This is a genomic window from Nonomuraea montanisoli, from assembly GCF_013363975.1.
Taxonomy (GTDB): Bacteria; Actinomycetota; Actinomycetes; order Streptosporangiales; family Streptosporangiaceae; genus Nonomuraea; species Nonomuraea montanisoli.
In genome coordinates, this window is record NZ_JABWGN010000010.1 from 119,568 (window position 1) to 141,314 (window position 21,747).

15 protein-coding genes are annotated in these 21,747 nt (G+C 72.9%); 6 read left to right on the forward strand and 9 right to left on the reverse strand.

Going from position 1 to position 21,747, the window contains the following annotated elements:
- Positions 1-28: 28 nt before the first annotated feature.
- Both HTZ77_RS25955 and HTZ77_RS25960 read left to right on the forward strand, forming a co-directional pair.
- Entirely contained in the window at positions 29-3,055 is a 3,027-nt protein-coding gene (locus tag HTZ77_RS25955) for a M14 family metallopeptidase (protein ID WP_328808769.1), read from the forward strand.
- Between the two features lie 133 nt (positions 3,056-3,188).
- Positions 3,189-4,622, forward strand: coding sequence for an aldehyde dehydrogenase (locus HTZ77_RS25960; RefSeq protein WP_175592302.1), 1,434 nt, complete (start codon positions 3,189-3,191; stop codon positions 4,620-4,622).
- 376 nt (positions 4,623-4,998) lie between these two features.
- Here HTZ77_RS25960 and HTZ77_RS25965 read toward each other — a convergent pair whose 3' ends face one another.
- From HTZ77_RS25965 to HTZ77_RS25980, 4 genes are read right to left on the reverse strand one after another with little or no spacing between them, the layout of a single operon-like run.
- The gene (locus HTZ77_RS25965) at positions 4,999-5,760 is read right to left on the reverse strand and encodes an alpha/beta hydrolase (protein WP_235995170.1); all 762 of its coding nucleotides are present in this window, start codon (positions 5,758-5,760) and stop codon (positions 4,999-5,001) included.
- A gap of 10 nt (positions 5,761-5,770) precedes the next feature.
- Positions 5,771-6,142, reverse strand: coding sequence for an AMP-binding protein (locus HTZ77_RS25970; protein ID WP_175592303.1), 372 nt, complete (start codon positions 6,140-6,142; stop codon positions 5,771-5,773).
- 55 nt (positions 6,143-6,197) lie between these two features.
- A complete protein-coding gene (locus HTZ77_RS47645; protein ID WP_175592304.1) occupies positions 6,198-9,881 on the reverse strand; it encodes a LuxR C-terminal-related transcriptional regulator in 3,684 nt (1,227 codons plus the stop codon).
- A 52-nt stretch (positions 9,882-9,933) separates the two neighbouring features.
- The gene (locus HTZ77_RS25980; protein ID WP_175592305.1) at positions 9,934-10,686 is read right to left on the reverse strand and encodes a hypothetical protein; all 753 of its coding nucleotides are present in this window, start codon (positions 10,684-10,686) and stop codon (positions 9,934-9,936) included.
- A 231-nt stretch (positions 10,687-10,917) separates the two neighbouring features.
- Here HTZ77_RS25980 and typA point away from each other — a divergent pair, with 231 nt between their 5' ends.
- Both typA and HTZ77_RS25990 read left to right on the forward strand, forming a co-directional pair.
- Positions 10,918-12,768: a translational GTPase TypA gene (typA, locus tag HTZ77_RS25985; protein WP_175592306.1), complete on the forward strand. Its 1,851-nt coding sequence runs from the start codon at positions 10,918-10,920 to the stop codon at positions 12,766-12,768.
- Between the two features lie 199 nt (positions 12,769-12,967).
- A complete protein-coding gene (locus HTZ77_RS25990) occupies positions 12,968-15,508 on the forward strand; it encodes a hypothetical protein (protein WP_175592307.1) in 2,541 nt (846 codons plus the stop codon).
- A 99-nt stretch (positions 15,509-15,607) separates the two neighbouring features.
- Here HTZ77_RS25990 and HTZ77_RS25995 read toward each other — a convergent pair whose 3' ends face one another.
- The 5 genes from HTZ77_RS25995 to HTZ77_RS26015 all read right to left on the reverse strand — a co-directional run bounded on the left by HTZ77_RS25995 (position 15,608) and on the right by HTZ77_RS26015 (position 19,758).
- A complete protein-coding gene (locus tag HTZ77_RS25995) occupies positions 15,608-17,092 on the reverse strand; it encodes a DUF2079 domain-containing protein (RefSeq protein ID WP_175592308.1) in 1,485 nt (494 codons plus the stop codon).
- Positions 17,093-17,251: 159 nt separating this feature from the next.
- On the reverse strand, positions 17,252-17,905 hold the full coding sequence (locus tag HTZ77_RS26000; protein ID WP_175592309.1) for a DUF2461 domain-containing protein: 654 nt from the start codon (positions 17,903-17,905) through the stop codon (positions 17,252-17,254).
- A 33-nt stretch (positions 17,906-17,938) separates the two neighbouring features.
- A complete protein-coding gene (locus tag HTZ77_RS26005) occupies positions 17,939-18,763 on the reverse strand; it encodes a polysaccharide deacetylase family protein (protein ID WP_328808770.1) in 825 nt (274 codons plus the stop codon).
- On the reverse strand, positions 18,735-19,040 hold the full coding sequence (locus HTZ77_RS26010; RefSeq protein WP_175592311.1) for a hypothetical protein: 306 nt from the start codon (positions 19,038-19,040) through the stop codon (positions 18,735-18,737). Before HTZ77_RS26010 ends, HTZ77_RS26005 begins: the two co-directional genes overlap by 29 nt.
- Before the next feature lie 142 nt (positions 19,041-19,182).
- On the reverse strand, positions 19,183-19,758 hold the full coding sequence (locus HTZ77_RS26015; protein ID WP_175592312.1) for a helix-turn-helix domain-containing protein: 576 nt from the start codon (positions 19,756-19,758) through the stop codon (positions 19,183-19,185).
- Positions 19,759-19,848: 90 nt separating this feature from the next.
- Here HTZ77_RS26015 and HTZ77_RS26020 point away from each other — a divergent pair, with 90 nt between their 5' ends.
- Positions 19,849-20,697 (forward strand): DMT family transporter, encoded by an 849-nt coding sequence (locus HTZ77_RS26020; RefSeq protein ID WP_175592313.1) that lies wholly within the window; start codon positions 19,849-19,851, stop codon positions 20,695-20,697.
- 90 nt (positions 20,698-20,787) lie between these two features.
- A complete protein-coding gene (locus HTZ77_RS26025; protein ID WP_175592314.1) occupies positions 20,788-21,747 on the forward strand; it encodes an anti-sigma factor RsbA family regulatory protein in 960 nt (319 codons plus the stop codon).

Genomic DNA, 21,747 nt, shown 5'->3' on the forward strand with positions numbered 1-21,747 from the left:
GGAATTCGTCTCCGACGAAGGGCACGCCGTGTCTCGAACCTCAGCCGCACTCGTGGCCGCACTCCTCGGCCTGGGCACCTCCCTCGTGGCCCTGGAGGCCCGGGCGCAGGTGGACCCGTTACCCCCGGCGGACCGCATCGAGCTCTACCAGCTCGACAGTCCGCCCGGAACCGCCCAGAGCCTCAGGGAGAAGGGCTTCGACGTCGTCCAGCAGAAGGCCGCGTCGGGCAAGGAGCACATCGAGCTCACCGCGGCCCAGGAGGAGCTGGCGGGCCTGCGCAAGCTGGGGCTCAAGCCGGAGCCCGTCCGCGACCCGCAGGGCCGCACCCAGCTGGAGGCGGCCCGCGCGCAGGCCGCCGGGGGCTACACCGTCTGGAAGTCCTACTCCGAGCCCGGCGGCATCGCCGACCAGCTCAAGGCCATCGCCGCCGCCAACAAGGACATCGTCAAGATCCAGTCCATCGGCCGGTCGCTCAAGGGCCAGGACATCCTGGCCGTCAAGGTGAGCACGCTGGCCAGGACGCTGCCCGACGGGCTCAAGCCCTCGACGTTGTACTCGGCCACCCAGCACGCCCGCGAGTGGATCGCCACCGAGGTGGACATGCGGCTGCTGAAGTACGTGGTGGCCAACAAGGCGTCGCTCAGGAGCCTGCTGGACCGGACCGAGCTGTGGTTCGTGCCCGTGGCCAACCCCGACGGCTACGACTTCACCTTCACCGAGGGCAACCGCCTGTGGCGCAAGAACCTGCGCGACAACAACGGCGACGGCAGGATCACCACCGGGGACGGCGTGGACCCCAACCGCAACTTCCCCACGAACTTCCACTACGACGAGGAGGGCTCCTCCTCCATCCCGAGCAGCGAGACCTACCGCGGCACCGGACCGGCCAGCGAGCCGGAGACGAAGGCCATGGACGGCCTGCTCAGGCGCGTCGGCTTCGAGATGCAGCTCAACTACCACTCCTTCGGCCCGCTGCTGCTCTACCCGATCGGTTTCCAGATCGCGACGGAGACGGCCGACAACCCGATCTACGAGGCGCTGTCCGGCGACGACGCCAGACCGGCCGTCCCGGGCTTCGACCCCGACCTCGGCGCCGAGCTGTACACCACGAACGGCGACACCAACGACCAGGCGCACTCCCGCTACGGCACGCTGTCCTGGACCCCCGAGCTGGACGAGGGCTGCGACGGCTGCGGCTTCGTCTTCCCCGACGACGAGGCGCTGGTGCAGGCGGAGTTCGACAAGAACCTGCCGTTCGCGCTCGACGTGGCGAAGTCGGCCGTCAACCCGGTCGAGCCGGTCAGCCACCTGGGCAACACCACGCCCGACTTCGTGCTCGACCCGTTCGACACCAGTTACGGCCGTGACCAGGTGGTCCAGGTCAACGCCAAGCGCAGGCTAGGTCCCGTCCTGCTCAACTACCAGGTCAACGGCGGCCGCGCCAAGGTGACGCTCACCGGCGAGTGGAAGGGCGGCGAGCGGTACGGCAAGGGATACGACCGCTACTACCACCGGCTGCGGGCCAGGATCACCGGCACGAAACCCGGCGACAGCGTGAAGGTCTGGTTCACCGCCCTCGGCAGGAGGAGCGCGGACTTCACGTACAAGGTGGCCTCCGACATCGGCGGCGACGTGCTGGTGCTGGCCACCGAGGACGTCACCGGCATCAGCCCGGTGCAGGGCGCGACCGAGGCCAAGTACGCCGCCACGTACGTCAAGGCGCTGGAGGAGGCCGGCTACAGCTCGGACGTGTACGACATGGACAAGCTGGGGCGCAGGGCTCCGCACCCGCTCGGCGTGCTCAGCCACTACAAGGCCGTGCTCTGGGAGACGGGCGACGACGTCATCCCGCGCAGCGTCGGCCAGACGCCCGGCACCACCTCCAAGGGCGGCGTGGACACCGAGCTGGCCGTGCGCGACTACCTCAACGAGGGCGGCAAGCTGCTGCACGCCGGCAAGTACCCGTCGTACGCGGCCAACGCCAACGGCTCGTACTACTACCAGCCGGACCAGCCCGCGCAGCCGGAGTGCACCACGCCGAACGACCCGCCGTGCATCCAGGTGTTCAACGACTTCCAGCAGTACTACCTGGGCGCGTACGTGTTCTTCGACGACGCGGGCGCCGACCAGAACACCGGCACGCCGTTCGGCCTCAGGGGCGTGGCCGGGACGTTCGACGGCTTCACGGGCACGCTGGCGCCCAGTCACACGAACTCATTCGTGGCCACCTCGGCGATCCTGCCCGCCGACCGGTTCCCGCTGTTCGCGAGCTCGGCGCCGCTGAAGTGGGCGCGGCCCGGCGGGCCGTTCGACCCGCACACGGGCTCCTGGGACGCCTACAGCGGCATCGCGGACGTCTCCTGGAAGCGGCTGACCAAGACCGTGGACCTGACCGGGAAGACGTCGGGCGAGCTGTCGTTCTGGACCTCCTACGACACGGAGCCCGGCTGGGACTTCCTGACCGTCGAGGCCCACACGGCCGGGCAGGACGACTGGACCACGCTGCCCGACGCCAACGGCCACACGAGCCAGTCCACCGGCAGCAGCTGCGCCCCGCCGAGCGGCGGCGCGGGCTGGCGCTCCATCCACCCGTTCACCCAGCGCTACCAGGGCCCGAAGTGCGAGCCGACCGGCACCTCCGGCGCGTGGCATGCGGCCACGGGCAACTCGTCGGGCTGGCAGCAGTGGAAGATCGACCTGACGCCGTACGCGGGCAAGAAGGTCGAGCTGTCGATCTCGTACATCAGCGACTGGGGCACCCAGGGCGCCGGCGTCTTCCTCGACGACTTCACCCTCACGCTCGACGGCGCGGCGGCCGAGCAGACGTCGTTCGAGAGCGACCTCGGCGGCTGGACGGTCGCCGGCCCGCCGGAGGGCTCGTCCCCCTCGATCAACAACTGGTTCCGCACGGACCAGGTGTTCGAGGAGGGCGGCGGCATCACCACGAAGGACACCGTCTACCTCGGCTTCGGCGTGGAGAGCCTGTCCACGCAGGCCGAGCGGACCGACGTGGTCAAGCGGTCGCTGAAGCACCTGATCGGCGCTCCGCGCTGACCTGACGAGGCGTCACGGAGGGGTGCGGCGGCGGCGCCGCACCCCTCTTGCGCCCGCGCACAGAACATGGTTCGGTCGGCTTGGGCACCCCCTTTTCCCAACCAAGCATCCGGTCAAGCAGGAGGCTCACGACATGCGCCAGCACGACACGCTGTTCATCGGAGGCGAGTGGGTGGCCCCAGCGGGCACCGGAACGATCGACGTGATCTCCCCGCACACCGAGGAGGTCGTGGGCCGCGTGCCCGACGGCACGGCCGCCGACATGGACCGCGCGGTCGCCGCGGCGCGCGAGGCGTTCGACCGCGGCCCCTGGCCGCGCATGACCTTCGCCGAGCGCGCCGAGGTCCTCGGCCGGCTGGCCGAGATCTACGCGGCCCGGCAGAACGAGATGGCCGAGCTGATCACCGAGGAGATGGGCTGCCCCATCACCTTCTCCCACCTCGCGCAGGTGCCCCAGCCGCTCGGCACGCTCCAGTTCTACGCCGAGCTGGGCCGCACGTTCGCCCAGGAGGAGCAGCGGCCCGGCATGTTCGGCCCGACGACCGTGCGCCGCGAGCCGGTGGGCGTGGTGGCGGCCGTCGTGCCGTGGAACGTCCCGCAGCTCGTCGCCATGACGAAGATCGCGCCCGCGCTCCTGGCGGGCTGCACGGTCGTGCTCAAGCCCGCGCCGGAGACGCCGCTCGACGCCTACCCGCTGGCCGAGATGGCGCTGGAGGCGGGGGTCCCGGCCGGGGTGCTGAACATCGTGGCCGCGGGCCGCGAGGCGGGCGAGCACCTGGTCTCCCACCCCGACGTGGACAAGGTCGCCTTCACCGGCTCGACCGCCGCCGGCCGCCGCATCGCCTCCATCTGCGGCGAGCAGCTCAAGCGGGTCAGCCTGGAGCTCGGCGGCAAGTCGGCGGCCATCATCCTCGACGACGCCGACCTGGCCTCCAGCATGGGCATGCTGGGGATCGCCTCCCTGCTCATCAGCGGCCAGGCGTGCGTGGCGCAGACCCGCATCCTGGCCTCGCGCAACCGCTACGACGAGGTCGTCGAGGCCGTGGCCGGCATGGTGTCCGGGCAGCAGGTCGGCGACCCCGCCGACCCGGCCACCGGCATCGGCCCCCTGGTCGCCCGGCGTCAGCAGGACCGCGTCGAGGGCTACATCAAGATCGGCATGGACGAGGGCGCCAAACTGGTCGTCGGCGGGCTCGACCGGCCGTACGACCGCGGCTGGTACGTCGCGCCCACCCTCTTCGCCGGGGTGAGCAACGACATGCGGATCGCCCGCGAGGAGATCTTCGGGCCGGTCCTGTCGGTCATCCCGTACGAGGACGAGGCCGACGCGATCCGCATCGCCAACGACAGCGACTACGGCCTGGCCGGCTCGGTCTGGACGGCCGACACCGAGCACGGCATGGACGTCGCCCGCCAGGTGCGCACCGGCACGTACGGGGTGAACTGCTTCACCCTGGAGCCCAACGCGCCCTTCGGCGGCTACAAGTCGAGCGGCGTCGGGCGCGAGATGGGCCCGGAGGGACTGACCGGCTACCTGGAGCACAAGTCGATCATGCGGCTGGGCTGAGGGCCTGAGCAGTGGGGCCCCGGCACCGCAGTGCCGGAGCCCCACCGGGATCGGCGAGCACCCAGCGCGCCCCCGCAACGCTAGGTGCTGCTCACGCAGCTACCTGTGGAGGCTCGCTGAACGCGAGCCACCATAGGTGCATACAGCAACCTGTGGAGGCCTCCTGAACGGAGGCCACCAGAGGTGCGCACCGTGGCTCTGCGGCTGGACCAACCACAGAAATGTCCACGCTTGCGAGCCACTGGATGTGGATCACTGTGAGCAACCGCCCGGATACAAGAAGTATGTCCTACGGACCCCGCCTAAGGCGGTTTCCTTCCCCAAGGACTTTCTCCCGGCGGATTTCTTCCATCCGCTCTAGGTAGACGCGTATTACTCACGAAAGGTTCGTTGTGATCCACTTTCCGATTCGATGGATGAGTTCGGGGGTCGCCGCGGACTCCGCGTGACCGTACCCGGGCTCGATCCAGAGCTCCTTGGGCTCGCGCGCGCCGTCGTGGAGCTGATGGGCGTGCTCCAGCGGGAAGAACGCGTCAGCGTCGCCGTGGACGACCAGCAGCGGCGTCGGCGCGATGAGCGCGGCGGCCTCGTACGGCGGCATCGGGATCGGGTCCCACTGGCCCCGGGCGATCCGCGTGCGCTTGGCCACGCGCGCCGCCCACCGGCCCAGGGGCCGCTCGATGGCCCAGTGGACCTGGCGCATCGGCTTGGTGCCCCGGTAGTACCACCGGGCCGGGCCGCTCACCGAGACCACGGCTCCCACGCCACCGCGCAGCCCCGCGTGGCGCACCGCGACCGACGCGCCCATCGAGAAGCCCACCAGCGCGATCCTCCGGTAGCCGACCACCCGGGCGTGCCGGACCGCGGCCTCCACGTCGAGGATCTCCAGGTCACCGACCGTCGTCTCGCCTCCGGAGCGCCCGTGGCCGCGGAAGTCGAAGGCGATCACGCCGCCGTAGCCGCTCAGCACGTGGACGATGCGCCGCGCCGTGCGATCCCGCCACGACCCGGTGAACCCGTGCGCCACCACGATCCCGACCTCGTCGCCCGCTCCGGCGGCGGGAGGCGTGTGGGCGGCGTCGATGCGGACGCCGTCCTCGGTGCGGAGCATGACGGGGAAGTGGGGCGCGAGCGGCATGAGGCCGAGCCTACGACCCGCCGCCGTCGCTCCCCAGGTCGGCCACGCTGACCACCATCCGCACGTGGGAGCCGTCGGCGGCGTCCATGGCCTGCGGCAGATCGGAGATCATGACACGGGCGCGGCTGGCGAGGATGCGCCGGCGCAACTGCCACGGGTCGAGCTCGACCGGCACCGGCCAGGCCACTCCCCCTGCGGCGATCACCGCGTCGGTCGCCACCAGCAGGTCGGGCCCCACCGGCAGGCAGATGACCACCGTGTCGCCCGCGCGCACGCCCCGGCGCCGCAACTGCACGGAGGCCGCGGCCGACCGCTCGTCGAGCTGCTCCTCGGTCAGGCCGACGCCGGTGCCCCAGTCGACCATGACGATGCGCTCCTCCATGCCGCCACGGTAGGTGCCGGCCGCCGGCCGTGCATGAGGAGGATTATGCAGATCGCTATGCAGAAGTGCCCAGGTGCCGGGTCGCCCAGACCGCGATCTGCGCCCGCGAGCTGTAGCCGAGTTTGTCCATGATGTTGGCGATGTGCCGGGCCACGGTCGCGGGACTGATCACCAGCTCCGCGGCGATGGCCCGGTTGGACAGGCCACGGGTGAGCAGCGCGGCGATCTCCTGCTCGCGGGCGGTCAGCAGCATCCGCCGGACCTGCGCGACGGACACCGGCCCCACTGACCCGCCCACCCCACCCAACGCGCCCGACCCGCCGTCCCCCCCACCCGATCCACCCGATCCACCCGGTCCACCGCCCAGTCCGCCCGGCCCACCGCGCCCGCCCGGCCCACCGCCCACTCTGCCGGGCCCGCCGGGTCCGCCACTCTGTCCTCCCGGCCCGCCGCGCCCACTCGATCCGCCCATCCCACCCGGTCCGCCCGGTCCCGCCGGAACCGTCGCGACCGGCGCCCTGGCCGTGCCAGGCGCCGCCGCGATCGACAGCCTCGCCGCGCCAGGTGCGGCCACGACCGGCACCCCGGCCGCTTCGGACCCCGTCGCGCTCCAGCCTCCTGGAACCCCGGGCATCCCCGCGGCGTCGGCCACCACCTCACCGGTCACAGGATCGCCCTCAGCCGCGACGTCTGCCACACCTGGGTCGATCACTTCGATCCCGTCCGCCGAGCCGGCGGACCGGACCCTTCTCATCCCCGACCGTGGCGCTTCTCCCCGGCCCGCGAGGACGAGTGCGGCGACGTCGAGGGGATCGGCCTCCCGGCCCCCCGCCCACAACCCGGCGGTACGGCCCTCGCCCAACCTGGCCCCCGCCCGGGTGAGCAGTTCCTCGACCCGGGTGCCGGTGGAGCGCTGGCGGATCGCGGCGCGCAGCGTGGCGGCCGCCGCGGCGGCCAGCACCGCGCCCTCCAGGTCGCCTTCGGCCTCGGCCAGCACCGAGAGCCCCACCAGGCAGCGGGCCACCCCTCGGCGCTCGCCGGCCCGCGTGCTGAGCGTCAGGCTCGCCGCCAGCCGCTCCCGCGCCACGTCGTACTCGCCCAGCATGGCCGCCACCCGGCCGATCCTGGCCAGACACCGGGACAGATCGACCCCGCTGCTCGGCCCGCAGCCCAGCTCCCGCAGCCACGGCACGGCCCTCTCGTAGTGGGTCATGGCCGTCACCAGGTCGCCGCGCGCCTCGGCCACCGCGCCGAGCTGCGCCGCCGTACGGGCCATGATCCAGCGGTGGCCGTGCTCGCGGGCCCGCAGGAACGCCTCCTCGCCGTGGCGCTGCGCCTCGCGCAACCGGCCGCGGACCAGCGCGACCGCGGACAGACCGGCCAGGGCGGCCGCCTCGTTCCACGGGTCGGCGGCCGCACGGGCCAGCGCCAGCCCCTCCTGGGCGTAACTCAGCGCGTCGTCCGGCCGTCCCAGGCGCAGCAGCACCATGACGCACAGGCTGTGCATCACGCCCACCGGGAACGGCCCCGCGTCGCCGAGCCGCCCCATGCTCTCCGTGACCAGCTCCAGCGCCCGGACCAGCTCGTCGCGGGCCTCCAGACCGTAGGCGAGATATGCCTTGGCCCGCGCGACCTGCTCGTCCGGCACCTCGCCCAGGTCGAGGGCGAGCAGCCGTTCCACCCAGCCGACGACCTCGGTGGGGCCGCTGACGGGCAGCAGGCTCGTGCTGTGGAAGCACAGCCACAGCCCGCGCCGCGCGTCGCCCGACTCGATCGCCCAGTCGAGCGCCGCCCGCTGGTCGTCGGCCAGGGCCCGTCCGGCGTCGAGGGCGGCCCGCCGCCGCGCCCACGGCAGGCGCGGCTCGACCAGTTCCTCGAAGAAGTGGCGTTCCTGCAGCCCGCACAGCACCTCGAGGTGGCGTGCGCGCACCACCTCGCGCTCACCCGCCTCGCGCAGCCGGCCCGCCGCGAACCTCTTGATGGTCTCCAGCAGGCGGTAGCGGCCCCGGCCGTCGTCGCGCAGCACCAGCGACTTGTCGACCAGCCCGCCGAGCAGGTCGAGGATCTCGGGCTCGGAGATGGGCGGCTGCGCGCACACCCGTTCGGCCAGCTCCAGGTCGAACGCTCCGGCGAACACCGACAGCCGCCGCAGCAGCACCTGCTCGCGCGGCGACAGCAGGTCGTGGCTCCACTCGATCGTGGCCAGCAGCGTGCGCTGCCGTTCGGGGGCGGTGCGTCCGCCGGTGGTCAGCAGGGAGAAGCGGTCGTCGATGCGGTCGGCGATCTGCCCGGGGGTGAGCAGGCTCGTACGGGCGGCGGCCAGCTCCAGCGCGAGCGGGAGGCCGTCGAGGGCCCGGCAGAGCCGCACCACGTCGGGCAGGCTCTCCAGGCCGAGCCGGGCCCCGGCGGCCGCGGCCCGCTCCCGGAACAACCGCACGGCCTCGGCGTCGCAGGCGCTTCTCACCGCCCGCGGGGCATCCTCCAGGCCACTCGCGCACGCCCCGGCCCGGAGCGGGCCGATCTCGTCCTGCCCGGCCCAAGGCTCGTCGAGCCCGAACGAGGGCATCCCTTCCGGCGGCCCGTCTCCCTCAGGACGAAGGATCCCCGCCGGGGACGCCTCATCGCTGGAGCCGACCCCGGACAGGACGACCCCGGCGGGGACGGCGTCCCACCCGGAGAACGCGTCCTGCTCGGACGGAGCCCCTTCCGCCAGAGCGCCCTCCAGCAGAGCGTCCGCGAACGTGGCGCCGTGTGACCGGGCGTCCGCGGACGTGGCGCTTCGAGACAGAGCGTCGTTCGGCGTGGCGCCTGGTGCCAGGGCGTCGTTCGACGTGATGTCCGCCCCCGGCCCCGCGGGACCCGCGATGAGCCTGCCGAGGACGGATGAGGCGGAGGCCGCGGCGGCCAGCGCCGGTGAGAGAGAGGCCGCGTGGGCGACGGCCGGCGGGGGCGAGGCCGGGACGCGGGAGAGGAGGGCGTCGGCCGGAGGCAGGTCGAGGGGTGGCACCCGCCAGACGATCTCCCCCGTGATGCGGAGCGGCTCGCGGCTGGTCGCCAGGATCCCCACGTGCCGGCACGAGGCCACCAGCTCGGCACTGACGCGGGCGCACGCGTCGATCAGGTGCTCACAGTTGTCGAGCACCAGCAGGCAGCGCGTGTCGCCCAGCCGGGCGGTCACGGTGTCGAGCAGCGGACGGCCGGGCTCCTCGCGCACGCCCAGCACCCTGGCGATCTCGCCCTCGACCAGCTCGGGCCGGGTGACCCGGGCCAGCTCGACCAGCCAGACCCCTCCGGGGCGGCTCGCCACGAGCCGGGCGGCCACCCGCAGCGCCAGCCGGGTCTTGCCGATGCCGCCCACCCCGCACAGCGTCACCAGTCGCGCCCAGCCGGCCCCTTCCCCGCGCCGGTGGTCCACCCCGTCTTCTTCCGGCACGCCCCGGTCGAACGCGAGCCGGTCGACCGCGTCCCCCTGTTCCGGCACATCGCGCCGCCCGTGACGGTCGCCGCCGGCCTGACGCGGCACCGGAAGCGCCCCGCCGGCCCCCGTGCCCACGGGCCCCGCCGCCGAGGGGCCCCCATGAGCGCGTACGCCGCCCGGGCCCCCATGAGCGCGTACGCCGCCCGGGCCACCGTGAGCGCGTACGGCGCCGAGCAGCGCGCACAGGTCGTCGAGGTCGCGTTCGCGACCGACGAATCGGTTGGGCTCGGCGGGAAGGTTGTGCATGGGGGGCTGCGGCATGTGGTCACCCTGCGTCACGGAACGATCACACTTTCCCACAGTGTCGCACTTCTCAGAGGCCGAGGGACCTCACGATCGCTCTTTCGTCCAGAACGTGTAGGTCCGGATCTGCGGAGAGCTTGCGGGCCAGGTCGGGAGAGGCGATCGTGACCGAGACGGCGTGCTCGGCGATCAGGATGCGGCAGCCGAGGACCGACGGATCCTGCGCGATCACCACGCTGGAGCCCGCGGTCATCGCGATGTCCACCACCCACAGCCCCTTGAACGGGTCGGGCTCGTCGCTCACCGCGGCGAGCACGGTGTCCCACTCCTCCAGCAGCAACTCCTCGTCGATCTCGCGCAGGTGGCCGGTCAGCTCCTCCAGCCGCAGCGTCCGCCCGCTGTACAGGACCAGCGCGGGGCCGCACAGCGGCCCGAAGTCGACCGTGCGCTCGCCCTCCAGGTCGGTGAACGGCTGCGCGCCCGGTGACGGCTCCATGGTGAAGACGTGCTCCACGTCGCCCCTGACCGGGCCGTGCAGGCGCTGGGCGATCATCATCCGGGCGGGTCCGCGCAGGTGGAGCGCCGCCACGCCGCCCGCCCAGACGACGGAGTGGACCGCGACGGCCAGCTCGATGCCGACCGGCAGGTCGATCAGCACCAGCTCGCCGTAGCGGAGTCCGCGGGCGCGCAGTCCGCCCGCCACGCGCGCGACGCGGCGCGCGAACACGCTGCGGGCCAGCACCTCGCCCGTGCGGACGTCGGTCATCGTCGGGTCGCCGTCGTGCTCGGCCGCGGCCCCCATAACCAGTTCCGTCCAGGTCATGGCGACAATGTAGGGACCCCAGACGGCTGAGGCATGCGCACAATTGTGCATCCCGCTATGTACCTCTGGCCGACGGCGCCCGTCACGCGCCGGGCCTGCCCAGGTTCGTCCATGATGGCGTCTTACGTCCTCGGCAGGGCGTCCGCACGTGCCATGACCAGGGATCAACTAGACTTGACTGAGCCGCGACATCGCGCGGCGGCCCCCACCGACACAGAGCGAGACGTCATCATGCCCTTGAACAGCCGCGACGACCTGCGGAACATCGCGATCATCGCGCACGTCGACCATGGCAAGACCACGCTGGTCGACGCCATGCTCTGGCAGTCCGGGGCCTTCCGCGCCAACCAGGACGTCGACGACCGCGTCATGGACTCCAACGACCTCGAGCGCGAGAAGGGCATCACCATTCTCGCCAAGAACACCGCGGTCCAGCACGGCGGCATGACCATCAACATCATCGACACCCCGGGCCACGCCGACTTCGGCGGCGAGGTCGAGCGCGGTCTGTCGATGGTCGACGGGGTCGTGCTGCTCGTGGACGCCTCGGAGGGTCCGCTGCCGCAGACGCGCTTCGTGCTGCGCAAGGCGCTGTCGGCCAAGATGCCGGTCATCCTGTGCATCAACAAGGTCGACCGGCCCGACGCGCGCATCAAGGAGGTCGTCGACGAGGTCTACGAGCTCTTCATGGACCTCGACGCGACCGAGGAGCAGATCGACTTCCCGATCGTCTACGCCTCGGCCAAGGCCGGCCGGGCCTCGCTCAACCGTCCCGAGGACGGCGGCATGCCCGACTCCGGCGACCTGGAGCCGCTGTTCGACATCATCAAGTCGACGATCCCGGCCCCGACCTACGACCCGAGCGCCCCGCTGCAGGCCCACGTCACCAACCTCGACGCCTCCTCCTACCTCGGCCGGATCGCGCTGTGCCGCATCCACCAGGGCGTGATGCGCAAGGGCCAGCAGGTGGCCTGGTGCCGCACCGACGGCTCCATCCAGCGCGTCAAGATCACCGAGCTGCTGATGACGGAGGCGCTGGAGCGCAAGCCGGCCGAGGAGGCGGGCCCCGGCGACATCATCGCCATCGCGGGCATCCCCGAGATCATGATCGGCGAGACGCTGGCCGACCCCGACGACCCGCGCCCGCTGCCGCTGATCACGGTCGACGAGCCGGCCATCTCGATGACCATCGGCACCAACACCTCGCCGCTGGTCGGCAAGGTCAAGGGCGCCAAGGTCACCGCGCGCATGGTCAAGGACCGCCTGGAGAAGGAGCTCGTCGGCAACGTGTCGCTGCGCGTGCTGCCGACCGACCGCCCCGACGCCTGGGAGGTGCAGGGCCGCGGCGAGCTGGCGCTGGCCATCCTGGTCGAGCAGATGCGCCGCGAGGGCTACGAGCTGACCGTGGGCAAGCCGCAGGTGGTCACCAAGGACATCGACGGCAAGGTCCACGAGCCGGTCGAGCGGCTGACCGTCGACTGCCCGGAGGAGTACCTCGGCGCGGTCACCCAGCTCCTGGCCGTCCGCAAGGGCCGCATGGAGCACATGACCAACCACGGCACCGGCTGGATCCGCATGGAGTTCGTGGTCCCGGCGCGCGGCCTGATCGGCTTCCGCACCGAGTTCCTCACCGAGACGCGCGGCACCGGCCTGGTCCACCACGTGTTCGACTCCTACGAGCCGTGGTTCGGCGAGCTGCGCACCCGTAACAACGGCTCGCTGGTGGCCGACCGCTCCGGCCCGGTCACCGCGTTCGCCATGCTCAACCTCCAGGAGCGCGGCACGCTGTTCGTCTCGCCCACCACCGAGGTGTACGAGGGCATGATCGTCGGCGAGAACTCCCGGTCCGACGACATGGACGTCAACATCACCAAGGAGAAGAAGCTCACCAACATGCGCTCCTCCACCAGCGAGGAGACCGAGAAGGTGATCCCGCCGCGCGTGCTGTCGCTGGAGCAGGCCCTGGAGTTCATCCGCGAGGACGAGTGCGTGGAGATCACGCCCGACGCGGTGCGCATCCGCAAGGTCGTCCTCGACGCCGCCACCCGCGGCCGCGCCGCCGCCCGCGCCAAGCGCGCCTGACGCCCCACCAGAGGCGCCGCCCGGCGTCGGCGGACCGCAACTGACGCCGTGACCTGGCCGGACGTGGACGCGTCCGGCCGGTCGGCAGGGCCCGCACCCGCGTCCTGACAGCCGGGTTCTCCGGCTGTTCGGACAGGTGTGACCACACCGTTACCCCACTGCGGAGAACATCCGGCCCTGCCCGTGGATCATCCAGACTGTGGGGAAGCTCCGGATCGTCGTCGCGTTCGGGCTGGCCATGGTCTCGCTGGCGGCGATCCTCTGGTGCGTCGTGGCGGCCCGGCCGGTCGTCGCGCCCACGCGTCCGGCGGGCCCCGAGGTCCCCGACACGTGGGAGCTGACGGCCGGGCGCACCGCGGGCGAGTTCGCGGCCGAGCGTGAGGCCACCACCGAGGTCGTGCTGGGCCGGGCGGGCCGCGCCGACCTGACCGGCGTGCCCGCCGGGCGCATCGACGAGCGGCAGAGCCAGGTCAAGGTGACGATCACGCACCGGCTGCGGATGCGCGCCGCCGACGAGCTGGCCGCGACGCTGCGGCAGGGCAGCGAGTTCCCCGGCGGCATCCAGCGCTTCACCGACGACGGGTTCGGCGCGATCAAGGTGCTCGGCGCCGTCCTGGCCCCGACGAAGCGGCTCGCGCCCGTCCTGACCACCTCCGCCGGGCACACCACGGTCGAGTTCCGGGTGACGATGCTGCGCCAGCTCCAGCCCGGCGAGCTGATGGAGCTGGCCTTCCGCACGCCCACGGGCCGGCCGCTGATCGTGCTGCGGCGCGCGGTCACCGTGTTCCCCGGCGAGTGGACGCCGCTGCGCGTGCAGGGCGTGCGGCCGTCGCGGGAGGATCCGGAGCGGCTGGAGTTCGCCGTCGGGTACTACCCGGTGAGCGTGACCCTGGCCCAGGACTCCTACGGGTTCCCCGACCGCGAGGAGGAGGACGACTTCTCGTGGGCGACCGCGCTCGGCATCGGCACCGCGGTGGTGCTCGCCTGGTACGTCCTGCGGGCCATGGGCCTGGCCTGGTGGCGGCAGACGGTCAACCGCGAGTTCGCCATCGGCCTGGCGCTGGCCGCGCCGACCCTGCTGATCCCGCTCGTGGTCAAGGAGTTCACGCCGTTCGCGTACGTGATCCTGTTCGGGGCGGTGCCGGCGCTGGCCGTCTGGCACGCCGGGCGGGTCCTGCCGACGAGCCCGCCGTGGACGGTGCGCGAGGTGCTGGGCGTGACGGGCCTCGGCGTGCTGCTGAGCGTGGGCATGCTGTCATGGTCGTGGCTGCACGAGCAGCTGCCGGGCCGCACGCTGCTGACGGGCGCCGCCATCGCGGCGCTGGCTGCCGCCGGCTCCGCCGTGGGCTTCAGCGCCGACCTCGGCATCCGCATGGTGGCGGTACGGCTGGCCGCGTTCGCCGCCGGGTCGGCGCTCGCCCTGCTGGCGCTCGCGCTGTGGGCCCGGGCGCTGGCCGAAGGCGTCTACCCGCCCGACAGCGTACGGCTCGTGCTGTCGCTGGGCTGGGCGCTCATCCCCATCGCCGCGGTCGCCGTGGCCACGCGGCAGTGGTCGAGACGGGCGGTCGTGGTGGCCGTGGTCGCGAGCTTCCTGGTGCAGGGCTGGCCGACCGAGTGGCTGGACGCCGGGTCGTGGAGCCTGCCCCTCGCCACGCCGGGCGTGGAGCCCAAGCTGGGCGACCTGCCGCTGAGCCCGCTGATGCGGGGCGTGCTCGGCCTGCTGCTGCTCGGGTTCGGGCTGCTGGTGCTGCGGCTGCGCCGCTTCGGCGGCGCGATCCAGGCGATCAGCCTGCCGGCGGCCGAGGGCACGATGATCTCCGGGCTGATGGTGCTGTACCTGACGCCGCGCGGCAGCATCACGATCGCCGACAGCGACGTGCCGCTGCCGCTGCTGTCGATCACCTCGATCGTCGCCTGGCTCGCGGCGCGCTGGCTGCTCGTCACCCCGCACCCGTCGGTGGTCGAGCCCACCTCCGCCGACGAGCACCGCGAGCTGATCAGGGCCGCGCTGCACAAGCGGCTGCTGCTGATCTCCGAGCAGGAGCTGTACCGCATCGGCCGGGGCAAGATCGGCGCGGGCGAGATGACGATGGACGACTTCGACGAGCGGCGGCAGTCCCTGGAGGAGGCGCTGCGCCTGCACGGACGCGACCCGGAGACCGCCTTCGCCACCGCCGCGGGATGCCCGCCGTGGGTGAACGGCATGTACGGCTTCGTGGTCAGCCTCCTGCTGAGCCTGCCGTTCGCGTTCCTGTACGGCCGGCCCAACGGGGTGGACCTGAGCAGCTTCGTGTTCGACACGCGCTACCTGCTGGCGCTGCCCGCCTTCGGGTTCCTGTTCGGGTACTTCTACCCCCGCATCCGCGGCACCCAGCCCATGACCAAGGCCCTCTACCTCATGGCCGCCGCCCTGGCCACCGAGCTGTCCGGCTACCTGTCGGCGCTGGTCGAGCCGGACATCGGCGGGCTGGACAAGGTGCAGGTGGTGGCGATCGTGGGCGGCGAGGTGGCGCTGGTCTGCATCGGGCTCGGGCTGTACTGGGAGTGGCGGCTCATGCACCTGGCCGGGGAGCCGTGGGCGCGGGTGCGCAACATCCGCAGCGTCCGCAGCCTGGCCACGCCGCTGCTCGCGGTGATCATCGCGGCGGTCACCGCGGCCGCCACCTCGGCGGCCGGGCAGACGGTGGACCGCATCCTCCAGGGCGACGAGCAGGTCACCACCACCTCGACGTCCAAGTAGCGCCCGGGCCGACCTGGCCCCGAGAACGGCACCACCTGGCCCGACCTGCCCCCGAGAACGGCACCACCTGGCCCGGCCTGTCCCCGATGACGGCGGCACCTAACCCGCCGCGGGCTGACCCGTCCCCGAGGAGAGCACCACGTAGCCGGCCTGGGAGAACCGCACCCGGTAGCCCTGCTGGAGCAGCGTCCGCACGCGGGCCCGCTGCTCCTCCACGTCCGGGAACGGGAACGTGCGGCGGTCCACCACGGCGACCACCCACGGCGCCCGGCGCGGGGTGCGGTCCCACAGCAGCACGGTGGCGCGGCCGGACAGCGCGGGGGCGAGGTTGTTGGCGGCCTCGACCAGCGCCCCGTCCGGCACGGCGGCCACGGCGGCTGCGGCGGCGCTCTCCCGCGCGTCACGCCGGTAAGAGGCGGGGTCGGCCAGGTCGGCCAGCGCGAAGAACGGCACGGTCGCGACCGCGAACGCCATCACGCCGACCGCCCACACCCGCGCCACCCGCGCGCCCCAGGGCGCCCGTCGCGCCTCCAGGCGGTCGCGCAGGCGACGGATCCCGTCCACCCCGGCCGCGAGGACGACGACCACGACGAACGCGTTGTAGTGGTACTCCGGCACCCACCAGTTGGGGAAGGAACTGGCCAGCATCCGCTCGGCCAGCAGGGGCGCCGCCATGAGCAGGATCGGCGACCCCAGCGCCGCCAGCAGCGTCACGCCGAGCAGCAGGCCCAGCGTGAGCAGCTTCACGGGCGGGCTGCCGAGCTGCGCCACCACGGCCAGCGGGTCGGTGACCGCGGTGCGGGCGGCGGCCCCCGCGTCCGCCCCCAGCGCGCCGTACGCCCAGTAGTAGTCGGCCCGTCCCCCGAACAGCGGGATCAGCACCTGCGAGGCCAGCCACGTGGCCGCGAGCCCGCCGGCCACCAGGGCCGCGCCCAGCGCCCGCCACCCGCGCCGGCCGAGCAGCACCACCCCGAACCCGGCGACGAGCAGCCCCATGTCCTCCTTGACGCACAGCAGCGCCAGGGCGGCGAGCACGACGTGGGCGCGCCGCCCGGCCTGCCACCGTTCGAGCAGCAGGCCGGTGAGCAGGGGCGCGAACGCGGCCTCGTGGAAGTCGAACGCCGCCGTCTCCACGACCGGCCACGACAGCGCGTACGCGACAGCCACGAGGTGCGCGGCGCGGACGCCGAGGGCGCGCCGGGTGAACACCCACAGCGGCACGGCCGCCGCCGCCAGCAGCACGGCCTGCGCGACGAGCAGCGTGGCGGGGCCGTCATGGATCCAGTAGAGGGGCGCGAGCACGGCCAGGACGGGCGACCAGTGGTCGCCGAGCACGGTGAACCCGGGCCCGAAGTCGTTGTGGACCCCCTTGATCACGGCCACCGGCAGGCCGAGCCGCGAGTAGGACCGGACCGCCTGGTCGAAGATCACCAGGTCGTACGCCCCGGCCCGGAACCCCGCGAACCGCACGAACGAGACCGCGCCGTACAGCAGGGCCGCCACAACGGTGATCGCCGCCAGGATCCGCCGATCCCGCTGATCCCGCCGCTCCCCCGCCCGGACGCCGCCACCCGTCGCCGTCACGCCGCCCCGCTCCCCCGCCGCCTGACGCCGCCGCTCGTCACCGTCACGCCGCCCCGTCCCCATGCCACCGGACGCCGCCACCTCTCCGAGAAGTCCGACAAGTCGTGACGGATTCTGACATCCCTCATCATCCCGCCCCCGCGACGGTGGCGGGCCCGGTCAGCGGCGGCGCGGCAGCTCGCTCCCCCGTACGTGCGTGGCCAGCCAGTCGACCAGCGGCGCGTACGCCCGCCAGCCCTCGCGCACCCGCTCCACGACCTCCTTCGTGTGGATCCACGGCTCCGGCGGGAAGCGGCGGCCGGCGTGCAGCGAGCGGTGGCGGAGCAGGTCGATGCGCGGATGGTCGGGCGGATAGTCGCGGGGCCGGGTCTTCAGCCGGTCGCCGCCCTGCTCGTAGCCGGCCGCGCGCAGCGAGGCGACCACGGCCTCCAGCGGCTCGCCCGACAGGTCCTCGGCGACCGCCGCGCGGTAGCGGGCGATCTGGTCGGGCGCCTGCGTGTAGCAGCCGCCCGCCGTGAACAGCCCGTCGGCGCCGATCTGGACGTACAGCCCGATGCCCGGCATGCGGTCGACGAAGGCGCCCTGGTGGGTCTTGTACGGCGACTTGTCCTTGGCGAAACGGACGTCGCGGTGCGGCCGGAACAGATGGGCCTGCCCGAACTCGGCGGCCAGCTCGTCGGTGAGCGCGAGCATGGGCGCCCGCACCGCCTCCTCGTAGAGATGGCGGTGCCGGGTGAAGTACGTCTTCGTGTTGTCCGCCTCAAGGCCCTCGTAGAAGACGAACGCCTCGTCGGGGAAGCCGGTGAAACCCATGGGGCCAGCCTGCCATGCCCCACCGACAACCCCTCACCGCTCCTTCGGGTTCTCGGCGCCGGTGTACGTCCGGCCCGGCAGCGGCGCCCTGCCGTACAGCTCCGACACCGTGACGAAGCGGTAGCCCTTCCTCGCCAGCGTGTCGAGCACCCGGGGCACCGCCTCGACGCTGGTCGGGTGGATGTCGTGCATGAGCACGATCGAGCCGGGGGCGGCGGCGCCGGCGCGCCGCGCCACGATCGCGGGGTCGCGGTCGCGCCAGTCGAGGGTGTCGACGCTCCACAGGATCTGCGCCAGCCCCTCCAGGCGGGCCTGGTCGGCGACGCGGGCGTCCGTCGCCCCGTACGGCGGCCGCATGAGCCGCATGCGCACTCCGGTGGTGCGTTGCACGATGGCCTCGGTGTCGGCCAGCTCGCTCCTGAGCCGCTCGTCGGACATGGCGGTCAGCGGCGGGTGGCTCCACGTGTGGTTGCCGAGCTCGTGCCCGTCCTCCACCATGCGGCGGGTGAACCCGGCGTGGTCGGCGGCCACCATCTCGCCGAGCACGAAGAACGTGGCCCGCACGTGCCGCTCGCGCAGCATGTCGAGCAGCCTACCGGTGTACTCGCCTGGCCCGTCGTCGAAGGTGAGCGCGACGCACTTGCGCCGCTTGCAGTCGACCACGCGGCGGGCGGGCCAGTCGGGCTGGACGGCGGCCAGGCGGCGGGCGAGCACGCCGGGGTCGGCGACGACGGGCGGGCGCGGGGCGGCGGCGGGCGTCGTGGACGTGGTGCCGCACCCCGCCGCCAGCGTCGCCGTCGTCGCCGTGAGCAGCACGGCCACGGTCAGGTCACGGGTAGTCCTGCGCCAGGTTCCCACGCGACTGTTTGACCAGGTCATCCCACCACAGTGGGACATCAGCCTGGAGTTCTGTGAAGCGACGCGCCACCCTTATGGCACATCCGACCGCATCCGTACCCAAATGCCGACGTTTGACCGGTCCTTCCTGCCATCGGTAAAACCCGTCCCGGTAGCGGACGACCAGGCCGATCCAGACGGGCAGCGTGACGTCGTCGCCCATCTCGTACGCGGTCGTGACGCCGAGCACGCGCAGCTCGGCCCGGAGCCGCTCCGTCGCCGCGCGGGCCTCGGTCACGCGTCACCCCCTGCCGGCGATCGGACGCACACACAGGGATGTACCCACCCACGGCTCACAGCCGACAATGACATGTCGTCATCATGCAGCTCCGCAGCGTGACGAGGAGGCCGTTCGGCGTCATCGGGACGGCCGGGGCCGATCAGTGGTCGGGAGCCTCGCGCGGCTCGGCCACCACCATGATCAGCCGGAGCTCCGCGTGGCCCAGGTTCGCGTACCGGTGCGGGCGGTCGGCGGTGAACAGGACGGCCGCGCCGGCCCGGACCAGGTGGCTCCGGCCGTACACGGTGAGGGTCATCTCGCCCTCCAGCACGGTGACCATCTCGCGGGTGCCGGGCGGATGGGCGTCGCCGTCGTGGTGACGGCCGGGGGCCAGCCGCCAGTCCCACAGCTCCAGGATCATCGGCTCGTCCGCGCCGACCAGCAGCCGGGCCCGCACGTCACCCTGGTCGAACGTCACCACGTCGGCCTCCTCGACGATCCGCACCGTCGGCACGTCGGAGACCTCGACGAGGCGCGCCACGGTGACGCCGAGGGCGGAGGCGATCCGGGTGAGCGTCGAGACGCTGGGGTTGGTCCGCCCCTGCTCGACCTGCACGAGCATGCCCCTGCTGACGCCGGAACGGGCGGCCAGCGCGTCGAGGGTCAGGCCCCGGTGCGAGCGCTGGGCGCGCACGTTGTTGGCGATGGCCTGCGTGATCGTCTCCGGATCTTCCATGAGTGCAGTGTAGTGATATCGATTTGCAGTCTGGTGCACCTTATGTGTTGTACTGGGAGTGCAACACAATGGACTGGACGGTGAGAACACATGACTGCGGTGATCCTGGCGACCGCGTGCGCCGTGGTGTACGGCACGGCCGACTTCTTCGGCGGGCTGGCCACCCGGCGATCGCCGGTCCTGGCGGTCGTGGTGCTCTCGCAGCTCGCCGGCCTGGCGCTGATCGCCGGGATGCTGCCGCTGCTGCCCGGCCTGGCGAGCGGCCCGGCGCTGCTGTGGGGCCTCGCGGCGGGCCTGGCGGGCGCGGGCGGGCTCGTGCTGTTCTACCGGGCGCTGGCCACCGGCGTGATGTCGGTGGTCGCGCCGGTCGCCGCGGTCACCTCGGCGGCGCTGCCGGTGCTGTGGGGGCTGGCCAAGGGCGAGCGCCCACAGGCGCTGGCCATGGCCGGCGTCGTGCTGGCGCTCGGCTCGGTCCTGCTCGTCAGCCAGGACCGGTCGCCGGCGCGGCGCGGCGGTTCCCGGGGCTCGGTGCTGACGGCGCTGGCCGCCGGCACGGGGTTCGGCGGGTTCTTCGTGCTGCTCGACCTGGCGCCGGACGACTCGGGGCTGTGGCCGCTCATGGGCGCCCGCCTGTCGTCGGTGGCGGCCGTGGCCCTGCTCGCCCTGGCCACGCGGCGCGCGCTGCGGCCGGGGAGCGGCGCGTGGCGCGTGATCGCCGCCGCGGGCGTGCTCGACATGCTGGCCAACGTGCTCTACCTGCTCGCCCAGCGGCAGGGGCTGGTCAGCCTGGTGGCGGTGCTGGTCGCGCTCTACCCGGCCAGCACGCTGCTGCTGGCCCGGCAGGTGCTCGGGGAGCGGCTGCGCCCCATCCAGGTGACCGGCGTGACCTGCGCCCTCGCGGCGGTCTCCCTCATCGCCTTCGCCTCCTCCGCCGGGTGACGGGGGCCGGGACACCGGCGGCATGACACTTCCGACCCCCGCGTGGCCTGGGCCGTTGCACAGGTGGCAAGCGCTTGCTACGTTTCGGCCGTGCGCCCTGACCGGGCACGACCCGACGGTGAGTCGCTCAGGCATGTCGCGGTGCCGTACGACTCGGACGAGGACTTCCTGCGGCTGCTCCTGCCGCGCGTGCGCGGCGCGCTGCGTGAGGGCAGGCGGGTGCTGGCGGTCGTCACCCCCGCCCGGCTCGCCCTGTTACAGGAGGCACTCGGCGACGACGCGGGCCGCCTCGACAGCCGCGCCCACGGCTCCTGGTACGCCCACCCGCACCGCGCGCTCGCGGCCCATCACGAGTACACCCTGGGCCGGCGCACCCTGGTGATCGGCGAGCCGCCCTGGGCCGGGCGCGCCGAGCGCGAGATGCGCGAGTGGATCCGCTACGAGTCGGTGATCAACGCGGCGCTCGGCGGCGCGGCGGCCGAGCTGCTCTGCCTCTACGGCCCGCACGGCGTGCCGGAGGAGGCCCGGGCGCACGTCCCGCTCACCCACCCGTACCTGCTCGGCCCGTACGGCGAGACGCCCAGCCCGGGCTTCGTCGAGCCGCACGAGCTGGTGCTGACCGGCGACGACCAGCCGCTGCCCGGCCCGAGCGGGCAGGTGGAGTCGGTGCGGTTCACCGCGCCGGAGCTGCGGCGGCTGCGGCACACGGTCGGCGACTACGCGCGGGCGGCCGGGATGGACCGCGACCTGGCCGCGTCGCTGGTGCTGAGCGTGTCGGAGATCGCGGCCAACAGCGTCGAGCACGGCGCCGGGCACGGCACGATCACGATGTGGGTGAACGGGCGGGAGCTGATCTGCGAGCTCGCCGACCCGGGCGGAGCGCTGGAGGACCCGCTTCCGGGCTACATACCGCCGGAGCCCGAATCCTCGCGAGGATACGGGCTCTGGATCAGCCGCCAGCTCTGCGACCTGGTGGAGCTGCGCACGGATGACGGGACGCTGCGCGTGCGGCTCCACATGCGCCTGGGCGGGCGGCAGGGGACGGGGTGA